Here is a 23,896-nt window from a genome sequence, read left to right on the forward strand (position 1 = left end):
AATGCAAATGAAAAAACTGCTCCCACTTTTTATTGGGTTGAGCCTGGGCGGATTTAGCCTTGCCAGCCAGGCAGAGAACCTGTTGCAGGTTTACCAGCAGGCGCGCCTTAGCAACCCGGATCTGCGTGCTTCAGCCGCTGACCGTGATGCAGCCTTTGAGAAAATTAACGAAGCGCGTAGCCCTTTACTTCCACAGTTAGGCCTGGGTGCAGATTATACCTATAACAACGGTTACCGTGACAGCAGCGGTATTCATTCCAACACGACCAGCGCTTCTCTGCAATTAACACAAACCATTTTCGATATGTCGAAATGGCGTGCGCTGTCACTGCAGGAAAAAACCGCCGGGATTCAGGATGTCACCTATCAGGTTGCACAACAGGATCTGATTCTGAATACCGCAACTGCGTATTTCAACGTGTTGAAGGCGATTGATACCCTTTCTTACACAGAAGCGCAGAAACAATCGATCTACCGTGAACTGGATCAAACCACCCAACGCTTCAACGTGGGCCTGGTGGCGATCACTGACGTGCAGAACGCCCGTGCGCAGTACGACAGCGTGTTGGCTAACGAAGTGACCGCGCGCAATAACCTTGATAACGCGGTGGAATCGCTGCGTCAGATCACCGGTATGGATTACCTGGCACTGGCGTCACTGAATATCGATCGTTTCAAAACCGCACGTCCTGATGCCGTTGCAACGCTGTTGAAACAGGCGGAAAGCCGCAACCTCAACCTGTTATCTGCACGTTTGAGCCAGGATCTGGCGCGCGAGCAGATTCGCTCTGCGGAAACCGGCCATATGCCAACGCTGGATCTGACTGCCTCCACCGGTATGTCTAACAGCAAATATGGCGGTAGCCGTGCGAACCAGAGTTCAGGCACCACCGATTCCATCACCGGTACTAACCAGGTTGGCCTGAGCTTCTCTCTGCCACTGTACAGCGGTGGTTCGGTGACCTCGCAGGTGAAACAGGCGCAGTACAACTTTGTCGCCGCCAGCGAGCAGCTGGAAGGTGCACATCGTAGTGCGATCCAGACCGTCCGTTCTTCCTTCAACAACGTCAATGCGTCGATCAGCAGCATTGATGCTTACAAGCAGGCCGTTGTCTCTGCACAGAGCTCTTTGGATGCGATGGAAGCCGGTTATCAGGTGGGTACCCGTACCATCGTTGATGTGCTGGATGCGACCACAACCCTGTTCAACTCCAAACAGCAGCTTTCTGATGCGCGTTACAGCTACCTGATCAACCAGCTGAACATCAAATATGCGCTGGGTACGCTGAATGAGCAGGACCTGCAATTGCTGAACAGCTCGCTGGGCAAAGAAATCACCACTGCACCTGAAATGGTTGCGCCGGAGAACAGCCAGCAGGCTTCACGTGTGGATAATGGTCCGAAAACCACTGCCCCGTCAGCCGCTGCGAAAGCACGCCCGGCTGCCGCTCACAGCAGCGGAAATCCTTTCGGTAATTAATCCCTTAAGGGGCCGCTTGCGGCCCCTTTCGCATTCAAACGTATAACAACGTAAAGATCCCCCAGCCATCCGGCTTCTCGCTTCATTTTCCACCACTCATCACCTATCCTAAGCCCCACCTTTGGGCACAGGATGAAAATAATGAAACGGACTAAACATATTCGTCATGCCGCTTTTCGTAAAAGCTGGCAGGCACGCCATTTAACGCCAGTAGCACTCGCGGTGACCGCGGTGTTTATGCTGGCTGGCTGCGAACAGAGCGATGAAACTGTCTCGATGTATCAAAATGCGGATGATTGCGCGAAAGCTAACCCAAGCCAGAGCGCGCAATGTACTACTGCTTATAACGATGCGAAGAAAGAAGCCGAACGCACCGCACCGAAATACGCCACGCGTGAAGATTGCGTTGCAGAGTTCGGTGAAAATCAGTGCCAGCAGACACCGGCTCAGGCGGGCGTTGGCACCACTAACAATGCTGAAGCACAGCAGAGCGGCAGCTTCTGGATGCCATTGATGGCCGGTTACATGATAGGTCGTATGATGGGCGGCGGCGCGGGCTTTGCGCAGCAACCGTTGTTCTCTCCTAAAACGCCGAACAGCCCGGCTAACGGTCAGTTTGTCGATGCTTCAGGCAAAAACTACGGTACCGCAACATCAGGCCGCAGCATGAACGTGCCGAAAACCGCCATGGCGCCAAAACCGGCGACCACTTCCACCATCACCCGTGGTGGCTTCGGTGAGACCGTTGCGAAACAAAACACCATGCAGCGCAGCAATGCCACCAGCACCAATCGCAGCAGCACTGGCAGCAGCCGCTCGATGGGAGGCTAAGCCGCAGTATGCAACGTATTGCTATCAGCGAACGCCCGGACTGGCGCGAAAAAGCCAACGAATACGGCTTCCAGTTTCATACCATGTACGGCGAACCCTACTGGTGTGAAGACGCTTATTACCAGTTCACGCTGGCACAGGTTGAGCAATTAGAAGATACCACCGCTGAACTGCATCAGATGTGTCTGCAAGCGGTGGAAAAAGTGGTGAACAGTGATGAACTGCTCACCCGCTTCTGCATTCCTAAACATACCTGGGATTTCGTGCGTGACTCGTGGAAGCTGCGCCAGCCGTCGCTCTACTCTCGTCTGGATTTAGCCTGGGACGGTAAAGGCGATGCCAAGCTGCTGGAGAACAACGCCGACACGCCGACCTCTCTGTATGAAGCGGCCTTTTTCCAGTGGATCTGGCTGGAAGATCAAGCCAAGGCGGGCAACCTGCCGCAAGGCAGTGACCAGTTTAATAGCCTGCAGGAAAAGCTGATTGAGCGTTTTGCGGCGCTGCATCAGGAGCACGGTTTTAATTTGCTGCACTTTGCCTGCTGCCGTGACACCGAAGAAGATCGCGCCACCGTGCAGTACATGCAGGATTGCGCCACCGAAGCCGGCCTGCCGAGCGAATTCCTGTATATCGATGAAATTGGATTGGGTGAAAGAGGACAGTTTACCGATCAGCACGATCAGGTGATCAGCAACCTGTTTAAACTCTATCCATGGGAATTCATGCTGCGCGAAGTGTTCTCCACCAAGCTGGCCGATGCCGGTGTGCGTTGGTTAGAACCGGCGTGGAAAAGCATTATCTCGAATAAAGCGCTGCTGCCGCTGTTGTGGGAGATGTTCCCTGATCATCCCAACCTGCTGCCCGCTTACTTTGCCGATGATAAAAATGCCCCGCAAATGGACAAGTACGTGGTGAAACCGCTGTTTTCACGTGAAGGTGCCAATATTCGCATCATCGAAAACGGTCAGGAGATCGCCAGTGCAGAAGGTCCGTACGGCGAAGAAGGGATGATCATCCAGCAGTTCTATCAATTGCCAAAATTCGGCGACAGCTACACCTTGATCGGCAGCTGGCTGATTGACGATCAACCTGCAGGCATCGGCATTCGTGAAGATCGCGCGCTGATCACTCAGGATCTGTCACGCTTCTACCCGCATACCTTTATCGAATAAATTCTGTGCCGCCCGTGAGACACGGGCGGCCAGCGCATTAACTCACCTGCACCGAAAGCATACTGATAGCGCCCATCTCCATCCCTTCCACCGGAATGCTGATCGACTCCTCATAGGCACGTGCGCCGAGGATATACAGCAGCGGCAGATAGTGCTCTGGCGTTGGGTTTGAGAGTTCTGCGCCCTCGTGCTGCAGATAATTCACCAACGGATGATCCGCTGCATCACCGGCAAAGCTCAAATTCTCACGCACAAATTCATTGAAGCTTTCGGCCCACGGATAGCTTGTTGCCGCACCCTGCCAGCGCAGCATACGCAAGTTATGTACCACGTTACCGCTGGCGACGATCATCACTCCTTCGTCACGCATCGCCGCCAGTTTACGACCTAATTCGAAGTGCCACTCAGCCGGTTTCGTAGCATCAATACTCAACTGCACCACCGGGATATCGGCTTGCGGATACATTTTTGCCAGCACGCCCCATGAACCGTGATCAAATCCCCACTCCTGATCAGCATGGACGTCAATCGGTGCCAGCAGATCGATCACCTGCTGTGCCAGCTCTGGTGAACCCGGCGCCGGATAGCGCACATCAAACAGCGCCTGCGGAAAACCACCAAAGTCATGAATGGTGCGCGGATTATTCATGGCCGTCACCGCCGTACCACGTGTGTACCAGTGTGCCGACACCGCGAGGATGGCGCGCGGACGTGGCAATGTTGCACCCAGATGCTGCCATGCGCGGGTATAGGTATTGTCTTCCAGTACGTTCATCGGGCTGCCGTGACCTAAGAACAGGGCGGGCATACGGGTGTGGCTCATGATGGCTCCTCTGACGAAAGTGTCGCTTTATTAGCCGTTACGATACGCGCTTTCGTGCCGGGATTAACGCTGATAACTGTGATGATCTCTATCAGGGAATTTGAATAAGAATTTGTGGGGCAGATGAGTGACTATGATGGGGTTTTAAAGAGGCATTTTCGCGCGAAAAAAATCCGCAGCCTGTAAAAACCGCGGATCTTTTGATGATGATAACTGAGGCTTAGCTTGCCTGACGCGTTTCGCGCTCGCGGCGATAAGCCACCAGATCTTCAATCGTGACCACCGGCATATCGTGTTGTTTGGCAAACACAATCGCTTCTGGCGCGTGCGCCATGCTGCCGTCATCGTTGGTCAATTCGCACAGCACACCTGCGGACTTGAAGCCCGCCAGCGTCACCAAATCGATGGTCGCTTCAGTATGTCCACCGCGCGTCAGCACGCCGCCTTCACGGGCGCGCAGCGGGAAGACATGGCCAGGACGATTCAGATCGCTCGGTTTAGCGCCATCAGCAACAGCGGCACGAATGGTGGTAATGCGGTCAGCGGCAGAAACGCCGGTGGTGACACCTTCCGCCGCTTCAATGGTCACGGTGAAGCCGGTGCCATAGGAGCTGGTGTTGGTTTCTACCATCATTGGCAGATCCAATTGCTGGCGGCGTTCTTCGGTGATGCACAGGCACACAATGCCGCTGCCGTGGCGAATGGTCAGCGCCATTTGCTCTACGGTCATGGTTTCGGCGGCAAAGATCATGTCGCCTTCGTTTTCACGATTTTCATCGTCGAGCACCATCACACCGCGACCGTTGCGCAGCGCATCGATGGCGCGTTCTACACGCTGTTCCGGCGTGCCAAATTCAGAAAGAAGCGTCTGATTCATGGTAAAAAACCTTATAAAAAATATATGAGTTACCAGAACCAGGGCGTGCTTAGGAGTGCGCAAATAATACACATGGCAAAAACGTGACGCGGGCGTAAGCCCGGCTGATGTCGTTACCCTCTCCCATCCGGACTCTAACCGTCGGCCCCGGAATTACACCGGGTCTGCTGACCTTTCACTTTGCAGCGAAAGCGCTCGCGGGCTTTCAGCCGAAGCTGATTTACCGCCGGTGGGGAATTTCGCCCCGCCCTGAGAATAAGCGAGGTCACTATAACGCCAATCATCTGGACGGGCAATCGACAAAAGTGCAAATGCTTTTGCATTTACTGCGATGCGGAATTCAGGTTTAACCTTTTCGATTCAGGCATTACACTTAACCTTTGTTGAGTCGGAACACGTGCTGTTATCAGCCACCGCAACCAGGAAATCATCATGATCGACACGAAGAAAATTGAACAACTGGCTCGCCAGGTCCATGAAGCCATGCCAAAAGGGATTCGCGACTTTGGCGACGATGTCGAAAAGAAAATTCGTCAGGTGCTGCAGGCGCAGTTAACCCGCATGGATTTGGTGAATCGTGAAGAGTTTGATGTGCAGACGCAGGTACTGCTGCGCACGCGTGAGAAGCTGGCCGCACTGGAACAGCGCCTGGCAAAACTGGAGAGTGAGAGCCCTGCTGCACCGGCGCCTGCGGTGGTGACACCGGATCCGGCGGGTAAGATCGACACTCCGCAGTAAATAACTGACTCGCCGGGCGTATATCGCTCGCAAGCATTCGCTGAGCGTACATTGCTCACAGACAATAACAGGCGGCCTTATGGCCGCCTGTTTAGTCAGAATACGTTTGCTTTGTCGCTCGCCGTTAGCGACTGCGAATCGCCTGGGAACTCAGTGCTTGCCGTTAATGGCTACGAATCATTGGAAATCCCAGTGCTCGCTTTTAGTGAAAGCGAACCATCTGGGATCTCAATACTCGCCGTTAGTGGCTGCGAATCGTCTTGATGATGTTAGAGGTGGAGATACCGTCTTCAAAGTTCAGCACGCGCACGTCACCGCCGCTCGCCCAAACCTCTTTACTGCCCGCGATATCTTCCGGCTTGTAATCACCGCCCTTCACCAGCAAATCTGGCAATACACCCGCAATCAAACGCTGCGGCGTGTCTTCTTCAAACAGCACCACCCAATCCACCGCTTCCAGCGCACCCAGCACGATCATGCGGTTTTCCTGCGGGTTAACCGGACGGGTTTCACCTTTCAGACGTTTGGTTGAAGCATCGCTGTTCACCGCCACAATCAGGCGATCGCCCAACTTACGTGCATTGGCCAGATAAGAAACGTGGCCCGCATGCAGGATGTCGAACACGCCGTTGGTCATCACCACTTTCTCACCGCGCTGACGTGCCAGCGCCACAGCAGCTTTCAGCTCAGCTTCGGTCATCACACCAAATCCGCTATCCGGACGGGCGTGAATGGCGTTTTCCAGCTCAACGGTGCTGACAGTTGACGTCCCGAGTTTGCCCACAACCACGCCCGCTGCCGCATTGGCAAGGAAGCAGGCTTCTTCCAGGCTATCGCCCGCTGCCAGCACGGCGGCCAGCACGCCAATCACCGTATCGCCTGCGCCGGTGACGTCATACACTTCCTGCGCTTGCGTTGGTAAATGCACTGGCGCTTTGCCTGGTTGCAGTAACGTCATGCCGTTTTCAGAACGGGTGACCAGCAGCGCAGAGAGTTCATAATCAGCGATCAGCTGCATGCCGCGGCTGACAATCTCTTCCACGGTTTTGCATTTGCCCACCACGGCTTCGAATTCCGACAGGTTAGGCGTCAGAAGCGTAGCACCACGATAGCGCTCGAAATCGGTGCCTTTCGGGTCGATCAACACCGGCACGTTGGCTTCACGCGCCAGCTGGATCATGGTTTGCACGCTGCTCAGCGCGCCTTTGGCGTAATCTGACAGCACCAATGCACCGGCCTGTGCCAGCGATTGACGCATACGATCGTGGATCGGCTGCGGGTCAACCTGCTCGAAACCTTCTTCAAAATCGAGGCGGATCAACTGCTGGTTACGCGAAAGCACACGCAGTTTGGTGATGGTTGGATGACTTTTCACCGCGACAAAATCACAATCGACTTTGACCTTTTCCAGCGTCTCACTCAGCACACGTGCCGCATCATCTTCACCGGTCAGGCCAATCAAACGCGAGCCAGCGCCGAGTGCAGCAATGTTCATCGCCACGTTTGCCGCGCCGCCTGGACGCTCTTCGATGGTATCGACTTTCACCACCGGCACCGGGGCTTCAGGCGAAATACGGCTCGTTGGGCCATACCAGTAGCGATCTAACATGACATCGCCAACAACCAGCACAGCGGCTTTGCCAAAAGCGGGCAGCGTTACTTTCATTCCAAAGACTCCAGACTACGGTCAAAATTATGCGCGGATAATAACATACCCCGGTGATACTTCGAGCCACAGGAGCGTGGACTGCGCGCCTTCCTGAATGCCGAATAATCATGGGGGCAAAGCGTTGTTTTACGCTTCCGCGCTATCAGATTCGGTGGCAGCCAGCCAGCGTTGCCAGCTGCTATGCACGGCAGCACGCTCCGCGGCAAAAGATTCCGGCGCGACATGCCCAGGAAGCTCCTGCAATGCCAAATGATGCAATGCATCACGCAACGTGACGTAAGCATGCGTTAGCGCCTGCGCTTCTTCTGCATCCATGATTTCCTGACGCGCCATCAGCTCAAAAATACGCACATTGTCTGACCAGCGCGTCAACGCGGGCTGTTCGGCCGCGTAGCCTAAGACAAGATACTGCGCGATGAATTCAATATCAGTGATACCGCCTTCATCAGTTTTAATTTCCCATCGGCCTTTGTGTTTGTTGCTGAGGTGCGCGCGCATTTTCTCACGCATCTCACGCACTTCTTTTTGCAGCACAGGACGCTCACGCGGCAGGCAGAGAATGCCGCGACGAATTTCATTAAAGCGATCGCAGAGCGCCGTCTCACCAAACACAATACGCGCGCGCACCAGCGCCTGATGTTCCCAGGTCCAGGCTTCACTGCGCTGATACTCATCGAAGGCCGTAAAGGTACTGACCAGCATGCCCGCCGCGCCAGAAGGACGCAGGCGTGCATCGACTTCATACAAAATGCCGGAGGAGGTACGCGTGCTAAATAGATGCATCACGCGCTGCGCCAGCCGCAGGTAAAATTGGCGGCCATCAATCACGCGCTCGCCATCGGTTTCCGCATTATCCGGACAATCATGCAGGAACACTAAATCCAGATCCGAGCTGTAACCCAGCTCCCAGCCGCCCAGTTTGCCATAGCCAACCACAGCAAAACCGCGCTCGCTGTCACTGGTGAGATGAGAAGGACGCCCATAGCGCTGCACCATCATCTGCCATGCTTGCTGCACCACCGATTCGATGATGGCTTCTGCCAACCAGGTTAAGTGATCGCTCACTTTCATTACCGGCAGCGTTTCGGCAATGTCGGCGGCGGCAATACGCAGATGCTGCGCCTGCTTGAACTGTCGCAGCGCTTCCAGCTGCTGTTCTTCATCATCGGTAGGAATGCGCAGCAGATACTGGCGCAATTCATCGCGATAGGCATCGGTGGCTGTCGGTTGGTACAGCGTGGCGGGATCGAGCAGTTCATCCAGCAACAGCGGATAGCGTGCCAGCTGGCTGGCGACCATTGGCGAGGCGGCACACAGGCGAATCAGATGGCGCAGTGCGCCGTGATATTCCGTCAGCAGCTCCAGATAGGTGCTGCGCGTCAACACACCGAGCAGCAGCGGTGTCAGGCGCCCCAGCACCACATCGGCGTCTTCGCGCGGACAGACTTCGCTCAACAGGCGCGGCATCAATTGATCAAGCGCTAAACGCCCACGCGGACCAATGGTGCGACGACTGACATCCTGGCGGAAACTGTTGAGCGATTCGTACAGCGCGTGACGTTGCGCTTCATTCAGCTGTGGCACGACAGGAATGAGATCGCTCTCCTCCAGCGTGTCCTGCCACAGGCCAGCAAACTCAGCCAGCTGTGGTTGATCGTCAACGTCTGGCGCATCATCACCAATCAGTTCATCAAAGATGCTGCGCACGCCTGCCATCTGCTGCTCAAGCTGCGACATCAGCGCATCCCAGTCCGCCGCGCCCATCGCCCAGGCTAAACGCTGGCGATCGAGTGGGTTTTCCGGCAGCGTTTGCGTCTGCTCATCGTTGATGCTTTGCAGCAGGTTTTCCAGACGACGAAGGAACAGATAGGCCCCACGCAGATGTTCCACCTGCGCCGGACTCAGTAATGCCAGTTCACCGATGGCCTGCAGCGTTGGCAGCAGGGAACGGAGTTGAAGTGAGCGCTCACGTCCACCACGGATTAACTGGAACACCTGCACGATAAATTCGGTTTCGCGAATGCCGCCCGCGCCGAGCTTGATGTTGTCTTTCAGGCCGCGACGCCGCACTTCACGCGCAATCATGCCTTTCATGTTACGCAGTGACTGAATCACACTGAAATCGATGTAGCGGCGATAGACGAACGGCCGCAGCATCTGCTGCAACTCCTGGCTCCAGTGGCCCTGGTCGTCGCCCATCAGGCGCGCTTTGACCATTGCGTAACGCTCCCAGTCGCGGCCCTGCTCCTGGTAATAATCTTCCAGCGCAGCAAAGCTCAGCACTAACGGACCGCTGTCACCAAACGGACGCAGCCGCATATCCACGCGATAGACGAAACCATCCACGGTAGGTTGATCCAGCACTTTGATCAGGCGCTGGCCCATGCGGGTAAAGAATTGAGCGTTATCGAGTTCACGACGACCCCCTTGCGTGACGCCATTTTCCGGCCAGGCAAAGATCAGGTCGATATCTGAGGAGAAGTTGAGTTCGCCGCCACCCAGCTTGCCCATGCCAAGGATCAGCATTGGCTGCGCTTCACCGGCTTCATTGCAAGGGGTGCCGAAGTCGCGGCTGCAATCCTGCCACACCCAATCACGTGCGGCGGCGATGAGGATCTCCGCCAGCGTGCTGAGTTGCGTCAGGCTCTGTTCGGTACTGGCGTGTTGCAGCGCCTGCATCCACGCCATACGCACCAGCATATGACGGCGGAACAGGCGCAACTCTCGCATCAGGGAAGTTTCATTCTCCACGCTCACCAGCGCCTGATTCAGCCAGGCACTGTAGTGCTGCCATTCATCTGGCGCAGGCGGTTGCTGCTGGAGCTGTTGCCACCACTCCGGATGCTGCTGCAGGTTATCAACGATAAAGTCACTAAAGGTCAGCGCGCCCGCCTGTTCTGGCGTAAAGGCGGAAGGCGGCATATTCAGGCGCTCAGCCACTATAGCTAACTGCGCCTGCATCAGCGCCGGTAACGGTAACAACATCTTCCCTCCCTGATTCGATTGTGCGTCCGGCTTAGCGCTTCACTCCACTATTTAGCCAGAACGGCGATGGCCGAATGGCCAGATTTACCAGTTGAATCAATCCGCGCTCCTGCTGGGTCGCAATCGCATGCTGCAACTCCTGCCAGCCCGACAGCCAGACATTCACCTCATCAGCAGGATAGGCACCCGCCAGCAGATGCACTGCCAGTAGCTGGCGATTCAGACGCGTGGATTTATCCTGGAATTCGTTGAACAGCTGCACATCGACGAAGGTTTCACGCAGATCGGCGGCAATACGGCTGAGCATGATGTCACTGAAGCGTTTAAACGAACCCTGCAGCTTGGTTTTGCTCTTGTCATCCAGCCAGTTCTGCCATTGCGACTCCACCAGCCAGTGAGTAAGTGCTAACTGGGACGCGACTGAAACAGGCGAATAACAGGCCGCTTCCGCAGTGATGTCAGCATCCGCCAGTAGCTCATCCATCTGCGTCAACTTTTGGCGCAGATCGCTGGTGGCTTTACGAGGCACCAAAGCGCCAAACAGGGAGAACGCCTGACGCAGGGTTTCCAGTGCATCCATCAACGCCGCTTTGGCGTCCGGATTACCGCGCAACCAGACTTCTTCGTGGTACTGCCACTGATTCAGACCTGCCGTCATGGCATTGATCATGCCCTGCTCGACTGAGGCTTTGGCGCCGATTTTTTGCAGTGCTAACGCACGCAGCGGACGCGCAGGATTGCCCTGAGCCAGCTGATAGCCGCGCGCCGCTTTGCTCAAACTGCCCAGGCGCAGGCCGCCAGAGGTGATCAAGGCTTCGGCGAACTTCAGCATGTCGGCACGCTGGCCGCTTTTCAGCTCCAGCTCGACTTCATACAGTGGCTCACTCAGTTCACCTGCTGCGACGTCTCCGCGATCAAACGCCACTTCAATTTCACTGTCACCAAACTGTACAAGCCAGGCTTCACGCTGGAAGTGCGTGCTGAACAGCGGTTGCAGACGCTGCTGTAATGCCGCGACATCAGTGCCTTCCGGCCAGATTTCAGCCGGAAGCTGGGCGATATCCAGCGTGGGCTCCGTGAGGTCGACGTTATACTCCGGGCGCTGATGCAGGCCGCCAATGGTTTTTCCGGCGGCCTTTAGCGTCATCTCATAACGCTGATCGACACCGCGGATGCGCAGGCCCATATCCCAACGACGTAACTGATTGTCATCGGTCTCAAAATAGATATTGGTCAGCTCGCGCGCGGCGAAGTGCTGATGTGGCCACGCGGCAAGAGTTTCACCGAGTTTTTCGGCGGCTTGTGGTGTGGCAATGAACTTTAATTCGATTTCGATGGTCATAATTTTTTATTCAATACGCTGCTGGCACTTACGAGTTTAATCTGGCGAAGAGTAATGCACCGGAAGCCCGCTGTCTCCGCTTTCTTGTGCTTTTACGACCCTTTTCGCACCAGATTGAGACCAGGATAGTTCTCATTCAGATTTTTGAGAAGCGTCTCCAGACTGTGCCGGTAATTTTACGCCATTAAGAAAAAACGACATCGAATGAAAAAAATCACACTTGCTGCCCTTTCTTTGCTGGCATTTAGCGCCATCGCCCCTGTTCATGCTGCTGACGAAAAGCGTTACATCTCCGATGAATTATCCACTTGGGTACGCAGCGGCCCGGGCGATCAATATCGCCTGATTGGCAAGCTGAATGCCGGAGAGGAAGTCACCCTGTTGCAGGTCAACAATGATTCCCAATATGGCCAGATTCGTGATGCCGAAGGGAAAACCAACTGGATCCCGTTGTCACAGTTGAGTGCCGATCCCAGCCTGCGCACCCGCGTGCCGCAGCTGGAGCAACAGGTTAAAGATCTCACCGCCAAGCTGGCGAACATCGACAACAGCTGGAATCAGCGCACCTCTGAAATGCAGAACAAAGTGGCGAACAGCGACGGCACCATTGACGGCCTGAAAGCCGAAAATCAGAAGCTGAAGAACGAGCTGATTGTTGCGCAGAAGAAAGTCAGCGCCGCTAACGTCCAGCTGGATGACAAACAGCGCACCATCATCATGCAGTGGTTTATGTATGGCGGCGGCGTGTTGGGTGTTGGCTTGCTGCTTGGTTTGGTACTGCCGCACATGGTGCCACGCCGCAAGAAAAACGATCGCTGGATGAACTAAACCGCCACGCCGATTTGTTCTTTTCTTCAAGGGGATCGTAAGATGCCCCTTTTGGCGTGCCCGATTTTTAGCCAAAGTATGCAACAATAACGCAACATGCGTGCACGGCGCGCAGAATACATTGCCTCTGGAGTAGTTGAGTGAAGACGTTTCTGGTCGGTGGCGCGGTGCGTGATGCCTTACTGCGTTTGCCGGTAAAAGATAGAGATTGGGTGGTGGTAGGCGCGACGCCTGACGCGATGCTGGCACAAGGTTATCAGCAGGTCGGCCGGGATTTTCCGGTTTTTTTGCATCCGCGCAGTCGTGAAGAGTATGCGCTGGCGCGTACCGAACGCAAAAATGGCAAAGGCTACACGGGTTTTGTCACACAATTTGCGCCGGACGTGACGCTGGAGCAGGATTTACAGCGCCGCGATCTCACCATCAATGCCATAGCGCAGGCTGACGACGGCAGTTTAATCGACCCTTATCGTGGCCAGCAGGATTTGGCGAATCGCACCTTGCGCCATGTCTCCGCCGCCTTTAACGAAGATCCGCTGCGCGTCCTGCGCGTGGCGCGTTTTGCTGCTCGCTTTGCCCACCTCAATTTCCGTGTGGCTGAAGAAACGCAGGCCTTAATGCGTGAGATGGCGGAGAGCGGCGAGCTGGCTGACCTGACCGCCGAGCGCGTGTGGAAAGAGACCGAGAAGGCGCTGTTAACGCGTAATCCGCAGGTCTTTTTCCAGGTGCTGCGTGACTGTGGCGCATTGCAAGTGCTGTTCCCGGAGCTGGATAACCTTTACGGCATTCCGGCGCCCATCAAATGGCATCCTGAGATCGATACCGGCATACATGCGTTGATGACGCTGACGATGTCTGCCGCGCTGTCCGAGGAATTGGACGTGCGCTTTGCCACGCTGTTCCACGATGTCGGTAAAGCGCTGACGCCTCCCGAGAAATGGCCTAGCCATCATGGCCACGGTTTAGCCGGCGTACCAATTGTCGAAGCGCTGTGCCAGCGGCTGCGCGTGCCCAATCAGGTGCGCGATCTGGCGTTAATCGTCACCGAATTTCACGATATCGTGCACACCATTGAACGTCAGTCAGCGGAGTCATTGGTGGCTCTGTTTGATCGCATTGATGCGTGGCGCAAGCCCGATCGCGTAGAGAAGATGGCGCTAACCAGCGAAGCCGACGCGCGTGGACGCACCGGAATGGAAAGCCTGGCCTATCCACAAGGCGATTACCTGCGTCAGGCGTTTGCCCTGTCTCAGGCGGTGCCGACTAAGGATGTGGTTGCAGCAGGATTTAAAGGACCGGCCGTGCGGGAAGAGTTGACGCGTCGTCGGGTGATGGCAGTGCAGGAAGGGTTGATCAACGTGCGGCCAGCATAACCAGCCGCACGCCGCGCTTACATGAAGATGGCGTAAACCGCCGCCGCCACGATAAAGCGATAGATAGCGAACGAAACAAACGAGATACGCTTAATCAGTTCCAGGAACACTTTGATCGCCAGCAGAGCCACGATAAAGGCGGTCACGAAGCCGACAGCGAACATCGGGAAATCCTGCATGGTCAGGAAGCCCATGCTCTTGTAGAGATCCAATCCGGTGGCGCCAATCATCATCGGCACCGCAAGGATGAACGAGAACTCCGATGCAGCATAACGGCTCACGCCCATCAGCATACCGCCAGAAATGGTGGCACCCGAGCGCGAGAAGCCCGGCCACAGCGCCAGACACTGGAAGCAACCAATCATAAACGCCTGACGGTAAGTAATATCATCGATACCCACCGCTTTAGGCTGTTTAGGTTTGAAGTACTCAGCCACCAACAGCAACACGCCACCGACGACCAGCGCGTACATCACGTTAATCGGATTAAACAGGCTTTTGATTTGATCGTGCAGCAGCAAACCAATCACCACCGCGGGAATCATACCTAACAGGATGTGAATCAGCGTCAGTTTCCCGGTTCCGGTGCCTTCATGCGGCTCCTTGCCGAAGTGAATACCAATCAGTCCAAACAGGCGACGCCAGAACATCACCACTACCGCTAAAATTGAACCCAACTGAATGACCACTTCAAAGGTTTCAGCTTTATCACCTTCAAAGCCCAACAGGTGGCCAACGATGATCATATGGCCCGTAGAAGAGACCGGCAGGAATTCCGTGAGGCCTTCCACAACCCCCAGGATTGCAGCAACCCAAAGCTGGTGAATATCTGCCATCAAAATTTTTCCTCTATCCGTTTTAAACAGTAAAAAGGCGGTCGCAAGGTGCTACCGCCTAAAATTATGCCTGCGCCACGCTGAAGGAAACCTTAAGAAAATCGGCAACTTCGCGTCCGTTAGCGCAACGGCCTCAAGTGAGACACACCATAATTTGGTTTGGTTTCATTGTGATGGCAATCACGGATGATTTATTTAGGAATAGTCCCGCGCTCAATACGCACGCCAACGGTCGCTGCCTGGGCCACTGCACCCGGTTTACCCACCCTGATGCGCACGCCCGGCGTTTTGAAACGATTCATCAACAGATCGGCAATTTCTTCTGCCACGCGTTCGACTAAGGCAAACCGCTGGCCCTGCAGATGATTAAGAATAACCTCGGTGACATCGGCATAGCTCAGACAGTCGTTCACATCGTCACTCACCGCGGCACGACGGTTGTCCCACGCCATTTCGACATCGAGCACCAGCTTCTGCTGCATGCCCTGTTCCCAGTCGTAAACGCCAATGGTGGTGAACACGGTGAGTTGTTCTATAAATACGATATCCATGATGTCAGTCTCTGTTTTTGGCTAAGCCGGATACCACTTCCGGCGGATTATGCGTATTATCCACGCTTATCGAGAACAAAACGACCCAAAAGGAACGGTACGAGGCTATGAGTGCTATCGCGCTTGGTATGATTATTTTCGCGTATCTTTGCGGCTCGATTTCCAGTGCGATACTGGTTTGTAAACTCGCGCGTTTACCCGATCCGCGTACTGCTGGCTCCGGCAATCCCGGCGCAACCAATGTGTTGCGTATCGGCGGTAAAGCCGCTGCCGCAGCGGTACTGATTTTCGATGTCGCTAAAGGGATGATTCCGGTGTGGATCGCCTATCTGCTGCACGTCACGCCGATGTATCTCGGCTTAACGGCGATTGCTGCCTGCCTCGGCCATATCTATCCGGTGTTCTTCCGTTTCCGTGGTGGTAAGGGCGTGGCAACCGCCTTTGGTGCGATTGCGCCGATTGGCTGGGATTTGACGGGATTGATGACCGGCACCTGGCTGCTGACGGTGCTGCTGAGCGGCTACTCCTCGCTGGGCGCGATTGTCAGTGCGCTGATCGCTCCGTTCTACGTGTGGTGGTTCAAACCGCAGTTTACCTTCCCGGTTTCGATGCTCTCCTGTTTGATTCTGTTGCGTCATCACGACAACATCCAGCGCCTGTGGCGCGGCCAGGAAAATAAGATCTGGAAGCGGAAAAAGAAGAAATAAAAAAACCGGCGCGATGCCGGTTTTTTCGTTTTAGATGGCGGGCAATTCGGCCAGTGGCCAACGTGGCCGGACGCTGACGCCCAATCCACCGCGCGTACCGCCTTTCAGCCGCACCATGCCAGCATAGGCAATCATCGCGCCGTTATCGGTGCAGAATTCCGGGCGAGCGTAAAACACTTCACCACCGCGCTTTTGCATCATCTCCGCCATACGCTCACGCAACGTGCGGTTGGCGCTCACACCGCCGGCAATCACCAGGCGTTTAAAGCCCGTTTGCTCCAGCGCGCGTTTGCACTTGATCATCAGCGTATCCACCACCGCATCTTCAAACGCACGTGCGATATCGGCACGCGCCTGCTCATCGCCGTTATGCTCACGAATGGTGTTGGCGGCGAAGGTTTTCAGACCTGAGAAGCTGAAATCCAGCCCAGGGCGATCGGTCATCGGGCGCGGGAATCTGAAACGGCCCGGCGTGCCCTGCTGCGCCATGCGCGCCAGCATCGGCCCGCCTGGATAATCCAGACCGAGCAGTTTGGCCGTTTTATCGAAAGCTTCGCCGGCCGCATCGTCAATCGATTCGCCCAGCAAGGTGTATTCACCAATGCCGGTAACGCTGATTAACTGCGTGTGACCGCCGGAAACCAGCAGCGCCACAAAAGGAAATTCTGGTGGATTGTCTTCCAACATCGGCGCCAGCAGATGGCCTTCCATATGATGAACCGGCACGGCAGGGACGTTCCACGCGAACGCCAGCGCACGGCCGATAGTGGCGCCCACTAATAGCGCACCGACCAAACCTGGACCCGCAGTATAAGCCACAGCATCAATTTCTTTTGCTTCCAGTCCGGCTTCTTTCAGCGCGGCCTGAATCAGCGGAACGGTTTTGCGCACGTGGTCACGTGAGGCCAGTTCGGGCACCACACCACCGTAATCGGCGTGCAGTTTGACCTGGCTATATAATTGATTCGCCAACAGACCGGACGCATCGTCATAAATCGCGATGCCGGTTTCATCGCAGGACGTTTCAATACCCAGTACTCGCATAGCTTTTATCACCCTCTTCTTGCGGCGCGCAGTGTAGCACAGGCGAATCACACGCTGGACGACTTTGCCAGGAAAAAGTGTTTTTCTGTCGCACAAAGAGTGCGCTATACTCCACGGCCTGAAAAAACCGGCAGCCGCGATGGCAAATGCCTCTGTTGGTTCTAAATTGTTCATGGTGCTTTACAAGTCAGCTACGGCTGGAGTAAAATGCTGCACCATTTTAAAAGTGCTGGCGCCGCAGTCAGCAGCAAAACCGAATTTATCGAGGTAAGAGTTACATGCCGGTAATTAAAGTACGTGAAAACGAGCCTTTCGACGTAGCACTGCGTCGCTTCAAGCGTTCTTGCGAGAAAGCAGGTGTTCTGGCGGAAGTTCGTCGTCGTGAGTTTTATGAAAAACCAACGACTGAGCGTAAGCGCGCTAAAGCGTCTGCAGTTAAGCGTCATGCCAAGAAACTGGCTCGCGAAAACGCACGCCGCACTCGTCTGTACTAATTTCTTTCGGAAGTTCGCTTCCGCCGCGTGTTAAACGCAGACAGAGTCAAGTAAGAGGCCGTGCTTTCCGAAAGGAAGCGCGGCTTGTTGCCGTTTATGAGCGGAAAAACCGGGGCTTATGGCTGGACGAATTCCACGCGTATTTATCAATGATTTACTTGCCCGCACGGATATCGTGGATCTTATCGATGCCCGCGTTAAGCTGAAAAAGCAGGGTAAGAACTATCACGCGTGCTGTCCTTTTCATAACGAGAAAACCCCCTCTTTCACCGTAAGCGGTGAGAAGCAGTTCTATTACTGCTTCGGCTGTGGCGCCAAAGGTAACGCCATCGATTTCCTGATGAATCACGATCGTCTGGATTTCGTGGAAAGCGTTGAGGAGCTGGCCACGCAACACGGCTTAGAAGTGCCGTATGAAGCGGGCAACGGCCCCAGCCCGATGGAACGTCATCAGCGTCAAAGTCTGTATCAGCTGCTGGAAGGCCTCGACGGTTTCTATCAGCAAAGCCTGCGTAACCCGCAAGCGACATCTGCACAACATTATCTCGCCACGCGCGGTCTCAGCCAGCAAGTGATCGATCACTTTGCGATTGGTTATGCACCAGCAGGTTGGGATAACGCACTGAAGCGTTTTGGTCAGCAGAAAGAAGACCGCGAATCCTTGATGGAAGCGGGCATGCTGGTCAGTAACGATTCCGGCCGCACTTATGATCGTTTCCGCGATCGCGTGATGTTCCCGATCCGCGATAAACGTGGACGCGTAATTGGCTTTGGTGGACGTGTACTGGGCAACGATACGCCGAAGTACCTGAACTCCCCGGAAACACCGATTTTCCATAAAGGCCGTCAGTTATATGGCCTGTATGAAGCGCAAAAGAATCATCCGCAGCCAGCGCGTTTACTGGTTGTAGAAGGCTATATGGACGTGGTGGCGCTGGCGCAATTTGGCATCGATTATGCCGTTGCCTCGCTGGGCACCTCGACCACTGCTGAACACATTCAGCTGCTGTTTCGTTCCACCGATACGGTGATTTGCTGTTACGACGGCGACCGAGCGGGACGCGAAGCCGGTTGGCGTGCACTTGAAACTGCATTGCCTTACATGAATGACGGTCGTCAGCTACGCTTTATGTTTTTGCCGGATGGAGAAGACCCGGACACGCTGGTTCGAAAAGAGGGTAAAGAAGCCTTCGAAGCGCGGATGGAGCAGGCTTTACCGCTCTCCACGTTTTTATTCGACAGCCTGATGCCGCAGGTCGATCTGAGCACACGCGACGGTAAAACCAAGCTGGCAACGCTAGCTTTACCGTTGATAAGCCAGATCCCAGGCGAAACGTTACGTATTTATATGCGTCAAACGTTGGGTAATAAACTCGGCATTCTTGACGATAACCAGTTAGACAAGCTGATGCCGAAGCTGGCAGAGAGCGGTGCAGCGCCAACGGCTCCTCCGTTGAAGCGCACCACCATGCGCGTGTTGATTGCGTTGCTGGTGCAGAATCCGCAATTTGCCGCCATCGTTCCTACGCTGGACGGGCTTGAGCAGTCAAAAATGGCGGGTTTGCCGCTGTTTGTGGAGATAGTCAGTCGTTGTACGGAGAATCCTGGCCTGACGACCGGACAGCTACTAGAGTTATATCGCGGGACAGAATTTAGCCAGCCCCTTGAAACGCTGGCAACCTGGAACCACATGATAGTGGATGAAGAAGCAGAAGCCGTGTTCCAGGATTCACTGGCGAGTCTTTATGACTCAGCCCTTGAACAGCGCCTTGAAGCGCTCATCGCACGCGATCGTACCGAAGGCCTTAGCGCCGCCGAACGCCGCGAATTCTGGGCTTTAAGCCAGGCATTAGCGAAAAAATAAGATTTTTACCAGACCAGAACGTTGAAGGCTGTTAAAGCCGCCGTTTTGGTTTGATCGTTCGGTTCGGTTTTAAGCGCACCGTACGAGGGCCGTCGGCGTCGAAGCCAGTTTCGTTACCGCCAGCGCGCAGCAACCGGAGCGTACTGAAGTACGTGAGGATTGCGAGCACTGCCGGGGACGGAAATGGCGAGTAAGCCAGGCCCGAACAGAACTCAAGCGGCTTAAGTGCCGATATATGAAGGGCTGAAGCCCTGGCCGCGTTGAAGGCAGCGGCAAAAACACAACGCCTTCACTGTTATAGTTGGCTCGCTGCCGACCGACACCAATCTAATTAACAGAAGTGTGGATACCGTCTTATGGAGCAAAACCCGCAGTCACAGCTTAAGCTGCTTGTCACCCGTGGTAAGGAGCAGGGCTATCTGACCTATGCTGAGGTCAATGACCATCTGCCGGAAGATATCGTCGACTCCGATCAGATCGAAGACATCATCCAGATGATTAATGACATGGGTATTCAGGTTGTTGAAGAAGCACCTGATGCCGATGATCTGATGCTGAATGAAAACAGCAGTGATACTGACGAAGATGCCGCTGAAGCTGCCGCGCAGGTACTCTCCAGCGTTGAATCTGAAATTGGTCGTACTACTGACCCCGTGCGTATGTATATGCGCGAAATGGGTACCGTTGAGCTGCTGACGCGCGAAGGCGAAATCGACATCGCCAAGCGTATCGAAGACGGTATCAATCAGGTTCAGTGCTCTGTTGCCGAATACCCGGAAGCCATCACCTATCTGCTCGATCAGTACGATCGCGTGGAAGCGGGCGATTCTCGCCTGTCTGATCTGATCACCGGCTTTGTTGATCCGAACGCGGAAGCAGATGTTGCCCCTACCGCGACCCACGTCGGTTCTGAACTGTCTGAAGAAGACCGTAACGACGACGAAGAAGAAGACGAAGATGGCGATGACGACAGCTCTGACGATGATAATTCCATCGATCCAGAACTGGCGCGTGAGAAATTCAACGACCTGCGCACTCAGTACGAAACCACCCGTACGGTGATTAAAGCGAAAGGCCGCAGTCACGCTGATGCCGTTGCAGAGATCAACAACCTGTCTGAAGTGTTTAAACAGTTCCGCCTGGTACCGAAGCAATTCGATTACCTGGTGAACAGTATGCGAGTGATGATGGATCGTGTGCGCACGCAAGAGCGCCTGATCATGAAGCTGTGTATTGAAATCTGTAAAATGCCGAAGAAAAACTTCATCACTCTGTTTACCGGCAATGAAACCAATCCAAGCTGGTTCAAAGCTGCGCTGGCCATGAATAAACCCTGGTCAGAAAAACTGTTGGAAGTTGAAGACGACGTAACGCGTTCACTGCAGAAATTGCAGCAGATCGAAGAAGAAACCGGCCTGACCATCGAGCAGGTTAAAGACATCAACCGTCGCATGTCGATCGGCGAAGCCAAAGCGCGTCGTGCGAAGAAAGAGATGGTTGAAGCAAACTTACGTCTGGTTATTTCTATCGCGAAGAAATACACCAACCGTGGTCTGCAGTTCCTTGATCTGATTCAGGAAGGTAACATCGGCCTGATGAAAGCGGTTGATAAGTTTGAATACCGTCGTGGTTATAAGTTCTCAACTTATGCGACCTGGTGGATTCGTCAGGCTATCACCCGTTCTATCGCTGACCAGGCGCGTACCATCCGTATTCCGGTGCATATGATTGAGACCATTAACAAGCTCAACCGTATTTCGCGCCAGATGCTGCAAGAGATGGGCCGTGAGCCGACGCCGGAAGAATTGGCTGAGCGTATGCTGATGCCAGAAGATAAAATTCGCAAAGTGCTGAAAATCGCTAAAGAGCCGATCTCAATGGAGACGCCGATTGGTGATGATGAAGATTCACATCTGGGCGATTTTATCGAAGACACCACGCTGGAGCTGCCGCTGGATTCTGCTACCTCAGAAAGCCTGCGTTCAGCCACCCACGACGTGCTGGCGGGTCTGACTGCGCGTGAAGCGAAAGTCCTGCGTATGCGTTTCGGTATCGATATGAACACCGACCACACGCTGGAAGAGGTTGGCAAACAGTTTGACGTTACGCGTGAGCGTATTCGTCAGATCGAAGCCAAGGCGCTGCGCAAGCTGCGTCACCCAAGCCGCTCCGAAGTACTGCGTAGCTTCCTTGACGATTAATCCTCGTTAAGACGAAAAAAACCCCGGCTTGCCGGGGTTTTTTATTGCCTTCAAAACGGCGTCAGCCCTTTTTCCTGCATCATTTTGCGCGCTTTGTCGCTCTGCAAATACTTCACAAACTGCGCCGCCGCCTGCTTCTGCTGTGTGCTGCGCGTAATCACCGCGCCGTATAGCGTATCCTGCTGCACCGTTGGCGGAATCAGTCCGACGATGGTAATCCCCTTCACTGCCTGCAGTTCACTGTTCTGCTGGAAGCCCAGCTCCGCTTTACCCTGCGCCACCGCTTCACCCACTGGCGTAGCGGGGATCACGGACACTTTGCTGGCGGTCTTCGGCCCCAACTTCAGCTTACTCAGCATCTTGCCTTGAATATATTTGCCGCTGGCGCTGTCTGATATCGCGATGCTGGATGCTTCCGTGAGGACCTGTTTGAATTTCGCCACGGTGCTGATATCCGGCGGCGTCATGCCCTGTTTCACCGCCATCGCGATGTAGGAGTGCGCCAACACCTGATGACTGCTGCTATCAACAAATTTAGCCTGCTCCAGCGGTTTAATGGCGTAATCGACCATCACCAGCACATCGGCATTATCCTGACGTTTCAGACGATTAGGGATGGCCTGCGGCGTATCGCCCATCGATGGCGCCGCTTCCAGCTGCAGGGTATTGCCGGTTTGCTGCTGATAATCCTGCTTCAGGCTCTCAATTACCGGATACATGCCACCGGAGCTAAACACTTTCAGTGTCTCTGCCTGTGCCGTTGGTTGCGCCATCACCAGCAGCGCCGCTAACGCGAGTGTGCGTTTCATCTTCCCTCTCTTTATTGGCCGTAAAGATTTGGGTTTAGTCAGAAACTGCAAATTGAACAACTTCAGGGCCGCGTTAAGCGGAGCACGCTCACGCGTTATTCTGTAACCAATCATGAAGTTGGCGATAAGCCGCCGCCATCTCCTCAATCGTCGCGCGGTTCAACCCGCTGGGATTCGGCAGCACCCATAAACGGGTTTCCCCCAACGTTTGCGGCTGCTCGCCCCACTCCACTTTACGCTGTCGAAACGCTTTCTGGAACGCATCCTTGCCCAGCACCGCCAGTGCGCGCGGCTGATAACGTAAGATCTTATCCTGCAATCGTGCCCCGCCATCCCTTAACTCTTCACCCGCCAGTTCATTGGCCTGAATGGTGGGACGCTCAACCAGCATGGTAATGCCACAACCGGTATCCAGCAGTCGCTGCTCCTGTTCTGGTTTCAGCAATTCGCGGGTAAAACCGGCCTGATGGATCACTTTCCAGAAGCGATTGCCGGGATGCGCAAAATGAAAGCCGGTGTGCGCCGAAGATTTGCCCGGATTGATGCCGCAAAACAGCACCTGCAAACCCGGTGCAATGATGTCCTGAATATCGTGTTCGCTCATGCGTTCTCCAATCCTGCGCGCTGTTTCACCGATTGACGGCTGATCGCCAGCATAGTGCGCGCTTCCTCATCATCCGGACAGGCACGCGCCAGCGCTACCACACCGACCATTTCGGCCAGTATGCTGGCGGCGACATCATCAGCCTGAGGATGATGCATTTCGTTGAGTGCCTGCGCCAGTCGCTGACGCACCGCATCACGACGTTGTGAAAACAGAGTGCGTGTTTCAATCGGCAGATGGGCAATCTCACTCACCAGAGCAGGCATCGGGCAGCCTTCTCCCGGCGTGTTGCGATGATGCTCAGAGAGGTAATTGTCGATCAGTTGTGTCAATCGCTCGGCTGGATCTTCGATTTGGGTGATGGCGGCAAAGCGCTGCGCTGAATCGGCAAACATCTCGGCAATCACCGCTTCAACCAGCGCTTCCCGCGAATCAAAGTGGGCGTAGAAGCCGCCGTGAGTTAAGCCTGCGCGCTTCATCAGCGCCGCCACGCCAATGCCTTCGGTGCCGCATTCGCGCATCACCACTGCTGCCTCATCCAGTATGCGCTGCCGCGTGCGCGCCTTGTGGCTCAGCTTTTCCATCTCTCACCATCCTGCTCATCGTTTATGGCAATCAGTGTAATTATTACGATCATCATATTCCAGCTTGACGGAAAATATGATGGC

General features: G+C 54.8%; 21 protein-coding genes and 1 riboswitch. Of the genes, 10 read left to right on the forward strand and 11 right to left on the reverse strand.

Features of this window, described 5'->3' with window-relative positions:
* The first annotated feature begins 7 nt into the window (after window positions 1–7).
* The 3 genes from tolC to ACXI0A_RS18660 all read left to right on the forward strand — a co-directional run bounded on the left by tolC (window position 8) and on the right by ACXI0A_RS18660 (window position 3,483).
* Complete coding sequence (gene tolC, locus ACXI0A_RS18650; protein WP_476150926.1) at window positions 8–1,480, forward strand: outer membrane channel protein TolC; 1,473 nt, start codon at window positions 8–10, stop codon at window positions 1,478–1,480.
* A gap of 141 nt (window positions 1,481–1,621) precedes the next feature.
* Entirely contained in the window at window positions 1,622–2,311 is a 690-nt protein-coding gene (locus ACXI0A_RS18655) for a DUF1190 family protein (protein WP_476150925.1), read from the forward strand.
* Window positions 2,312–2,319: 8 nt separating this feature from the next.
* Entirely contained in the window at window positions 2,320–3,483 is a 1,164-nt protein-coding gene (locus ACXI0A_RS18660) for a glutathionylspermidine synthase family protein (protein WP_476150924.1), read from the forward strand.
* Between the two features lie 37 nt (window positions 3,484–3,520).
* Here the strand turns inward: ACXI0A_RS18660 and ygiD are convergent, their stop codons facing one another.
* Together ygiD and ribB are read right to left on the reverse strand one after the other, a co-directional pair.
* Window positions 3,521–4,306 carry a 4,5-DOPA-extradiol-dioxygenase gene (gene ygiD / locus ACXI0A_RS18665; RefSeq protein ID WP_476150923.1) on the reverse strand — a complete coding sequence of 262 codons (786 nt, stop codon included), beginning with the start codon at window positions 4,304–4,306 and terminating at the stop codon, window positions 3,521–3,523.
* A 220-nt stretch (window positions 4,307–4,526) separates the two neighbouring features.
* The gene (gene ribB, locus ACXI0A_RS18670; protein WP_224933909.1) at window positions 4,527–5,183 is read right to left on the reverse strand and encodes a 3,4-dihydroxy-2-butanone-4-phosphate synthase; all 657 of its coding nucleotides are present in this window, start codon (window positions 5,181–5,183) and stop codon (window positions 4,527–4,529) included.
* Between the two features lie 111 nt (window positions 5,184–5,294).
* Window positions 5,295–5,444, reverse strand: a riboswitch (FMN riboswitch).
* A gap of 171 nt (window positions 5,445–5,615) precedes the next feature.
* Here ribB and ubiK point away from each other — a divergent pair.
* Window positions 5,616–5,921, forward strand: a complete 306-nt coding sequence (gene ubiK, locus ACXI0A_RS18675; RefSeq protein ID WP_034828368.1) for a ubiquinone biosynthesis accessory factor UbiK — start codon at window positions 5,616–5,618, stop codon at window positions 5,919–5,921.
* A gap of 241 nt (window positions 5,922–6,162) precedes the next feature.
* Here the strand turns inward: ubiK and hldE are convergent, their stop codons facing one another.
* From hldE to ACXI0A_RS18690, 3 genes are all read right to left on the reverse strand, one after another.
* Window positions 6,163–7,587, reverse strand: a complete 1,425-nt coding sequence (hldE, locus tag ACXI0A_RS18680; RefSeq protein ID WP_476150920.1) for a bifunctional D-glycero-beta-D-manno-heptose-7-phosphate kinase/D-glycero-beta-D-manno-heptose 1-phosphate adenylyltransferase HldE — start codon at window positions 7,585–7,587, stop codon at window positions 6,163–6,165.
* A 129-nt stretch (window positions 7,588–7,716) separates the two neighbouring features.
* On the reverse strand, window positions 7,717–10,575 hold the full coding sequence (glnE, locus tag ACXI0A_RS18685; RefSeq protein ID WP_476150919.1) for a bifunctional [glutamate--ammonia ligase]-adenylyl-L-tyrosine phosphorylase/[glutamate--ammonia-ligase] adenylyltransferase: 2,859 nt from the start codon (window positions 10,573–10,575) through the stop codon (window positions 7,717–7,719).
* Between the two features lie 31 nt (window positions 10,576–10,606).
* On the reverse strand, window positions 10,607–11,917 hold the full coding sequence (locus tag ACXI0A_RS18690) for a CYTH domain-containing protein (RefSeq protein WP_476150917.1): 1,311 nt from the start codon (window positions 11,915–11,917) through the stop codon (window positions 10,607–10,609).
* Window positions 11,918–12,121: 204 nt separating this feature from the next.
* On the opposite strand from ACXI0A_RS18690, the gene ACXI0A_RS18695 reads away from it, so the two are divergent.
* Both ACXI0A_RS18695 and ACXI0A_RS18700 read left to right on the forward strand, forming a co-directional pair.
* The gene (locus tag ACXI0A_RS18695; protein ID WP_224933913.1) at window positions 12,122–12,745 is read left to right on the forward strand and encodes a TIGR04211 family SH3 domain-containing protein; all 624 of its coding nucleotides are present in this window, start codon (window positions 12,122–12,124) and stop codon (window positions 12,743–12,745) included.
* A 140-nt stretch (window positions 12,746–12,885) separates the two neighbouring features.
* A complete protein-coding gene (locus ACXI0A_RS18700) occupies window positions 12,886–14,118 on the forward strand; it encodes a multifunctional CCA addition/repair protein (RefSeq protein WP_476150916.1) in 1,233 nt (410 codons plus the stop codon).
* Between the two features lie 17 nt (window positions 14,119–14,135).
* Here ACXI0A_RS18700 and bacA read toward each other — a convergent pair whose 3' ends face one another.
* The gene (bacA, locus tag ACXI0A_RS18705; RefSeq protein ID WP_476150914.1) at window positions 14,136–14,954 is read right to left on the reverse strand and encodes an undecaprenyl-diphosphate phosphatase; all 819 of its coding nucleotides are present in this window, start codon (window positions 14,952–14,954) and stop codon (window positions 14,136–14,138) included.
* 191 nt (window positions 14,955–15,145) lie between these two features.
* The gene (gene folB / locus ACXI0A_RS18710; protein ID WP_224933915.1) at window positions 15,146–15,505 is read right to left on the reverse strand and encodes a bifunctional dihydroneopterin aldolase/7,8-dihydroneopterin epimerase; all 360 of its coding nucleotides are present in this window, start codon (window positions 15,503–15,505) and stop codon (window positions 15,146–15,148) included.
* 107 nt (window positions 15,506–15,612) lie between these two features.
* On the opposite strand from folB, the gene plsY reads away from it, so the two are divergent.
* A complete protein-coding gene (gene plsY, locus ACXI0A_RS18715; RefSeq protein ID WP_034828352.1) occupies window positions 15,613–16,212 on the forward strand; it encodes a glycerol-3-phosphate 1-O-acyltransferase PlsY in 600 nt (199 codons plus the stop codon).
* A gap of 30 nt (window positions 16,213–16,242) precedes the next feature.
* On the opposite strand, the gene tsaD is transcribed toward plsY, so the two are convergent.
* Window positions 16,243–17,256, reverse strand: a complete 1,014-nt coding sequence (gene tsaD, locus ACXI0A_RS18720) for a tRNA (adenosine(37)-N6)-threonylcarbamoyltransferase complex transferase subunit TsaD (protein WP_224933916.1) — start codon at window positions 17,254–17,256, stop codon at window positions 16,243–16,245.
* Between the two features lie 278 nt (window positions 17,257–17,534).
* On the opposite strand from tsaD, the gene rpsU reads away from it, so the two are divergent.
* The 3 genes from rpsU to rpoD all read left to right on the forward strand — a co-directional run bounded on the left by rpsU (window position 17,535) and on the right by rpoD (window position 21,815).
* Complete coding sequence (gene rpsU / locus ACXI0A_RS18725; RefSeq protein WP_001144069.1) at window positions 17,535–17,750, forward strand: 30S ribosomal protein S21; 216 nt, start codon at window positions 17,535–17,537, stop codon at window positions 17,748–17,750.
* 118 nt (window positions 17,751–17,868) lie between these two features.
* Complete coding sequence (gene dnaG, locus ACXI0A_RS18730; protein ID WP_224933917.1) at window positions 17,869–19,614, forward strand: DNA primase; 1,746 nt, start codon at window positions 17,869–17,871, stop codon at window positions 19,612–19,614.
* Between the two features lie 356 nt (window positions 19,615–19,970).
* Window positions 19,971–21,815 (forward strand): RNA polymerase sigma factor RpoD, encoded by a 1,845-nt coding sequence (gene rpoD / locus ACXI0A_RS18735; RefSeq protein WP_224933918.1) that lies wholly within the window; start codon window positions 19,971–19,973, stop codon window positions 21,813–21,815.
* A 50-nt stretch (window positions 21,816–21,865) separates the two neighbouring features.
* Here rpoD and ACXI0A_RS18740 read toward each other — a convergent pair whose 3' ends face one another.
* The 3 genes from ACXI0A_RS18740 to ACXI0A_RS18750 form a co-directional block, all read right to left on the reverse strand.
* Window positions 21,866–22,624: a substrate-binding domain-containing protein gene (locus ACXI0A_RS18740; RefSeq protein WP_476150912.1), complete on the reverse strand. Its 759-nt coding sequence runs from the start codon at window positions 22,622–22,624 to the stop codon at window positions 21,866–21,868.
* Between the two features lie 88 nt (window positions 22,625–22,712).
* Window positions 22,713–23,228 (reverse strand): G/U mismatch-specific DNA glycosylase, encoded by a 516-nt coding sequence (gene mug / locus ACXI0A_RS18745; protein WP_476150911.1) that lies wholly within the window; start codon window positions 23,226–23,228, stop codon window positions 22,713–22,715.
* Entirely contained in the window at window positions 23,225–23,812 is a 588-nt protein-coding gene (locus tag ACXI0A_RS18750) for a TetR family transcriptional regulator (protein WP_476150909.1), read from the reverse strand. Before ACXI0A_RS18750 ends, mug begins: the two co-directional genes overlap by 4 nt.
* Between the last annotated feature and the right edge of the window lie 84 nt (window positions 23,813–23,896).

It is taken from the genome of Pantoea sp. C1E2, assembly GCF_056491465.1.

Coding starts and splice junctions, on each gene's coding strand:
- ygiD (WP_476150923.1), bottom strand. CDS start 4,306: ATGAGCCACACCCGTATGCCCGCCCTGTTCTTAGGTCACGGCAGCCCG.
- glnE (WP_476150919.1), bottom strand. CDS start 10,575: ATGTTGTTACCGTTACCGGCGCTGATGCAGGCGCAGTTAGCTATAGTG.
- tsaD (WP_224933916.1), bottom strand. CDS start 17,256: ATGCGAGTACTGGGTATTGAAACGTCCTGCGATGAAACCGGCATCGCG.
- ribB (WP_224933909.1), bottom strand. CDS start 5,183: ATGAATCAGACGCTTCTTTCTGAATTTGGCACGCCGGAACAGCGTGTA.
- ubiK (WP_034828368.1), top strand. CDS start 5,616: ATGATCGACACGAAGAAAATTGAACAACTGGCTCGCCAGGTCCATGAA.
- ACXI0A_RS18695 (WP_224933913.1), top strand. CDS start 12,122: ATGAAAAAAATCACACTTGCTGCCCTTTCTTTGCTGGCATTTAGCGCC.
- hldE (WP_476150920.1), bottom strand. CDS start 7,587: ATGAAAGTAACGCTGCCCGCTTTTGGCAAAGCCGCTGTGCTGGTTGTT.
- folB (WP_224933915.1), bottom strand. CDS start 15,505: ATGGATATCGTATTTATAGAACAACTCACCGTGTTCACCACCATTGGC.
- bacA (WP_476150914.1), bottom strand. CDS start 14,954: ATGGCAGATATTCACCAGCTTTGGGTTGCTGCAATCCTGGGGGTTGTG.
- tolC (WP_476150926.1), top strand. CDS start 8: ATGAAAAAACTGCTCCCACTTTTTATTGGGTTGAGCCTGGGCGGATTT.
- rpsU (WP_001144069.1), top strand. CDS start 17,535: ATGCCGGTAATTAAAGTACGTGAAAACGAGCCTTTCGACGTAGCACTG.
- plsY (WP_034828352.1), top strand. CDS start 15,613: ATGAGTGCTATCGCGCTTGGTATGATTATTTTCGCGTATCTTTGCGGC.
- ACXI0A_RS18690 (WP_476150917.1), bottom strand. CDS start 11,917: ATGACCATCGAAATCGAATTAAAGTTCATTGCCACACCACAAGCCGCC.
- ACXI0A_RS18660 (WP_476150924.1), top strand. CDS start 2,320: ATGCAACGTATTGCTATCAGCGAACGCCCGGACTGGCGCGAAAAAGCC.
- mug (WP_476150911.1), bottom strand. CDS start 23,228: ATGAGCGAACACGATATTCAGGACATCATTGCACCGGGTTTGCAGGTG.
- dnaG (WP_224933917.1), top strand. CDS start 17,869: ATGGCTGGACGAATTCCACGCGTATTTATCAATGATTTACTTGCCCGC.
- rpoD (WP_224933918.1), top strand. CDS start 19,971: ATGGAGCAAAACCCGCAGTCACAGCTTAAGCTGCTTGTCACCCGTGGT.
- ACXI0A_RS18655 (WP_476150925.1), top strand. CDS start 1,622: ATGAAACGGACTAAACATATTCGTCATGCCGCTTTTCGTAAAAGCTGG.
- ACXI0A_RS18740 (WP_476150912.1), bottom strand. CDS start 22,624: ATGAAACGCACACTCGCGTTAGCGGCGCTGCTGGTGATGGCGCAACCA.
- ACXI0A_RS18750 (WP_476150909.1), bottom strand. CDS start 23,812: ATGGAAAAGCTGAGCCACAAGGCGCGCACGCGGCAGCGCATACTGGAT.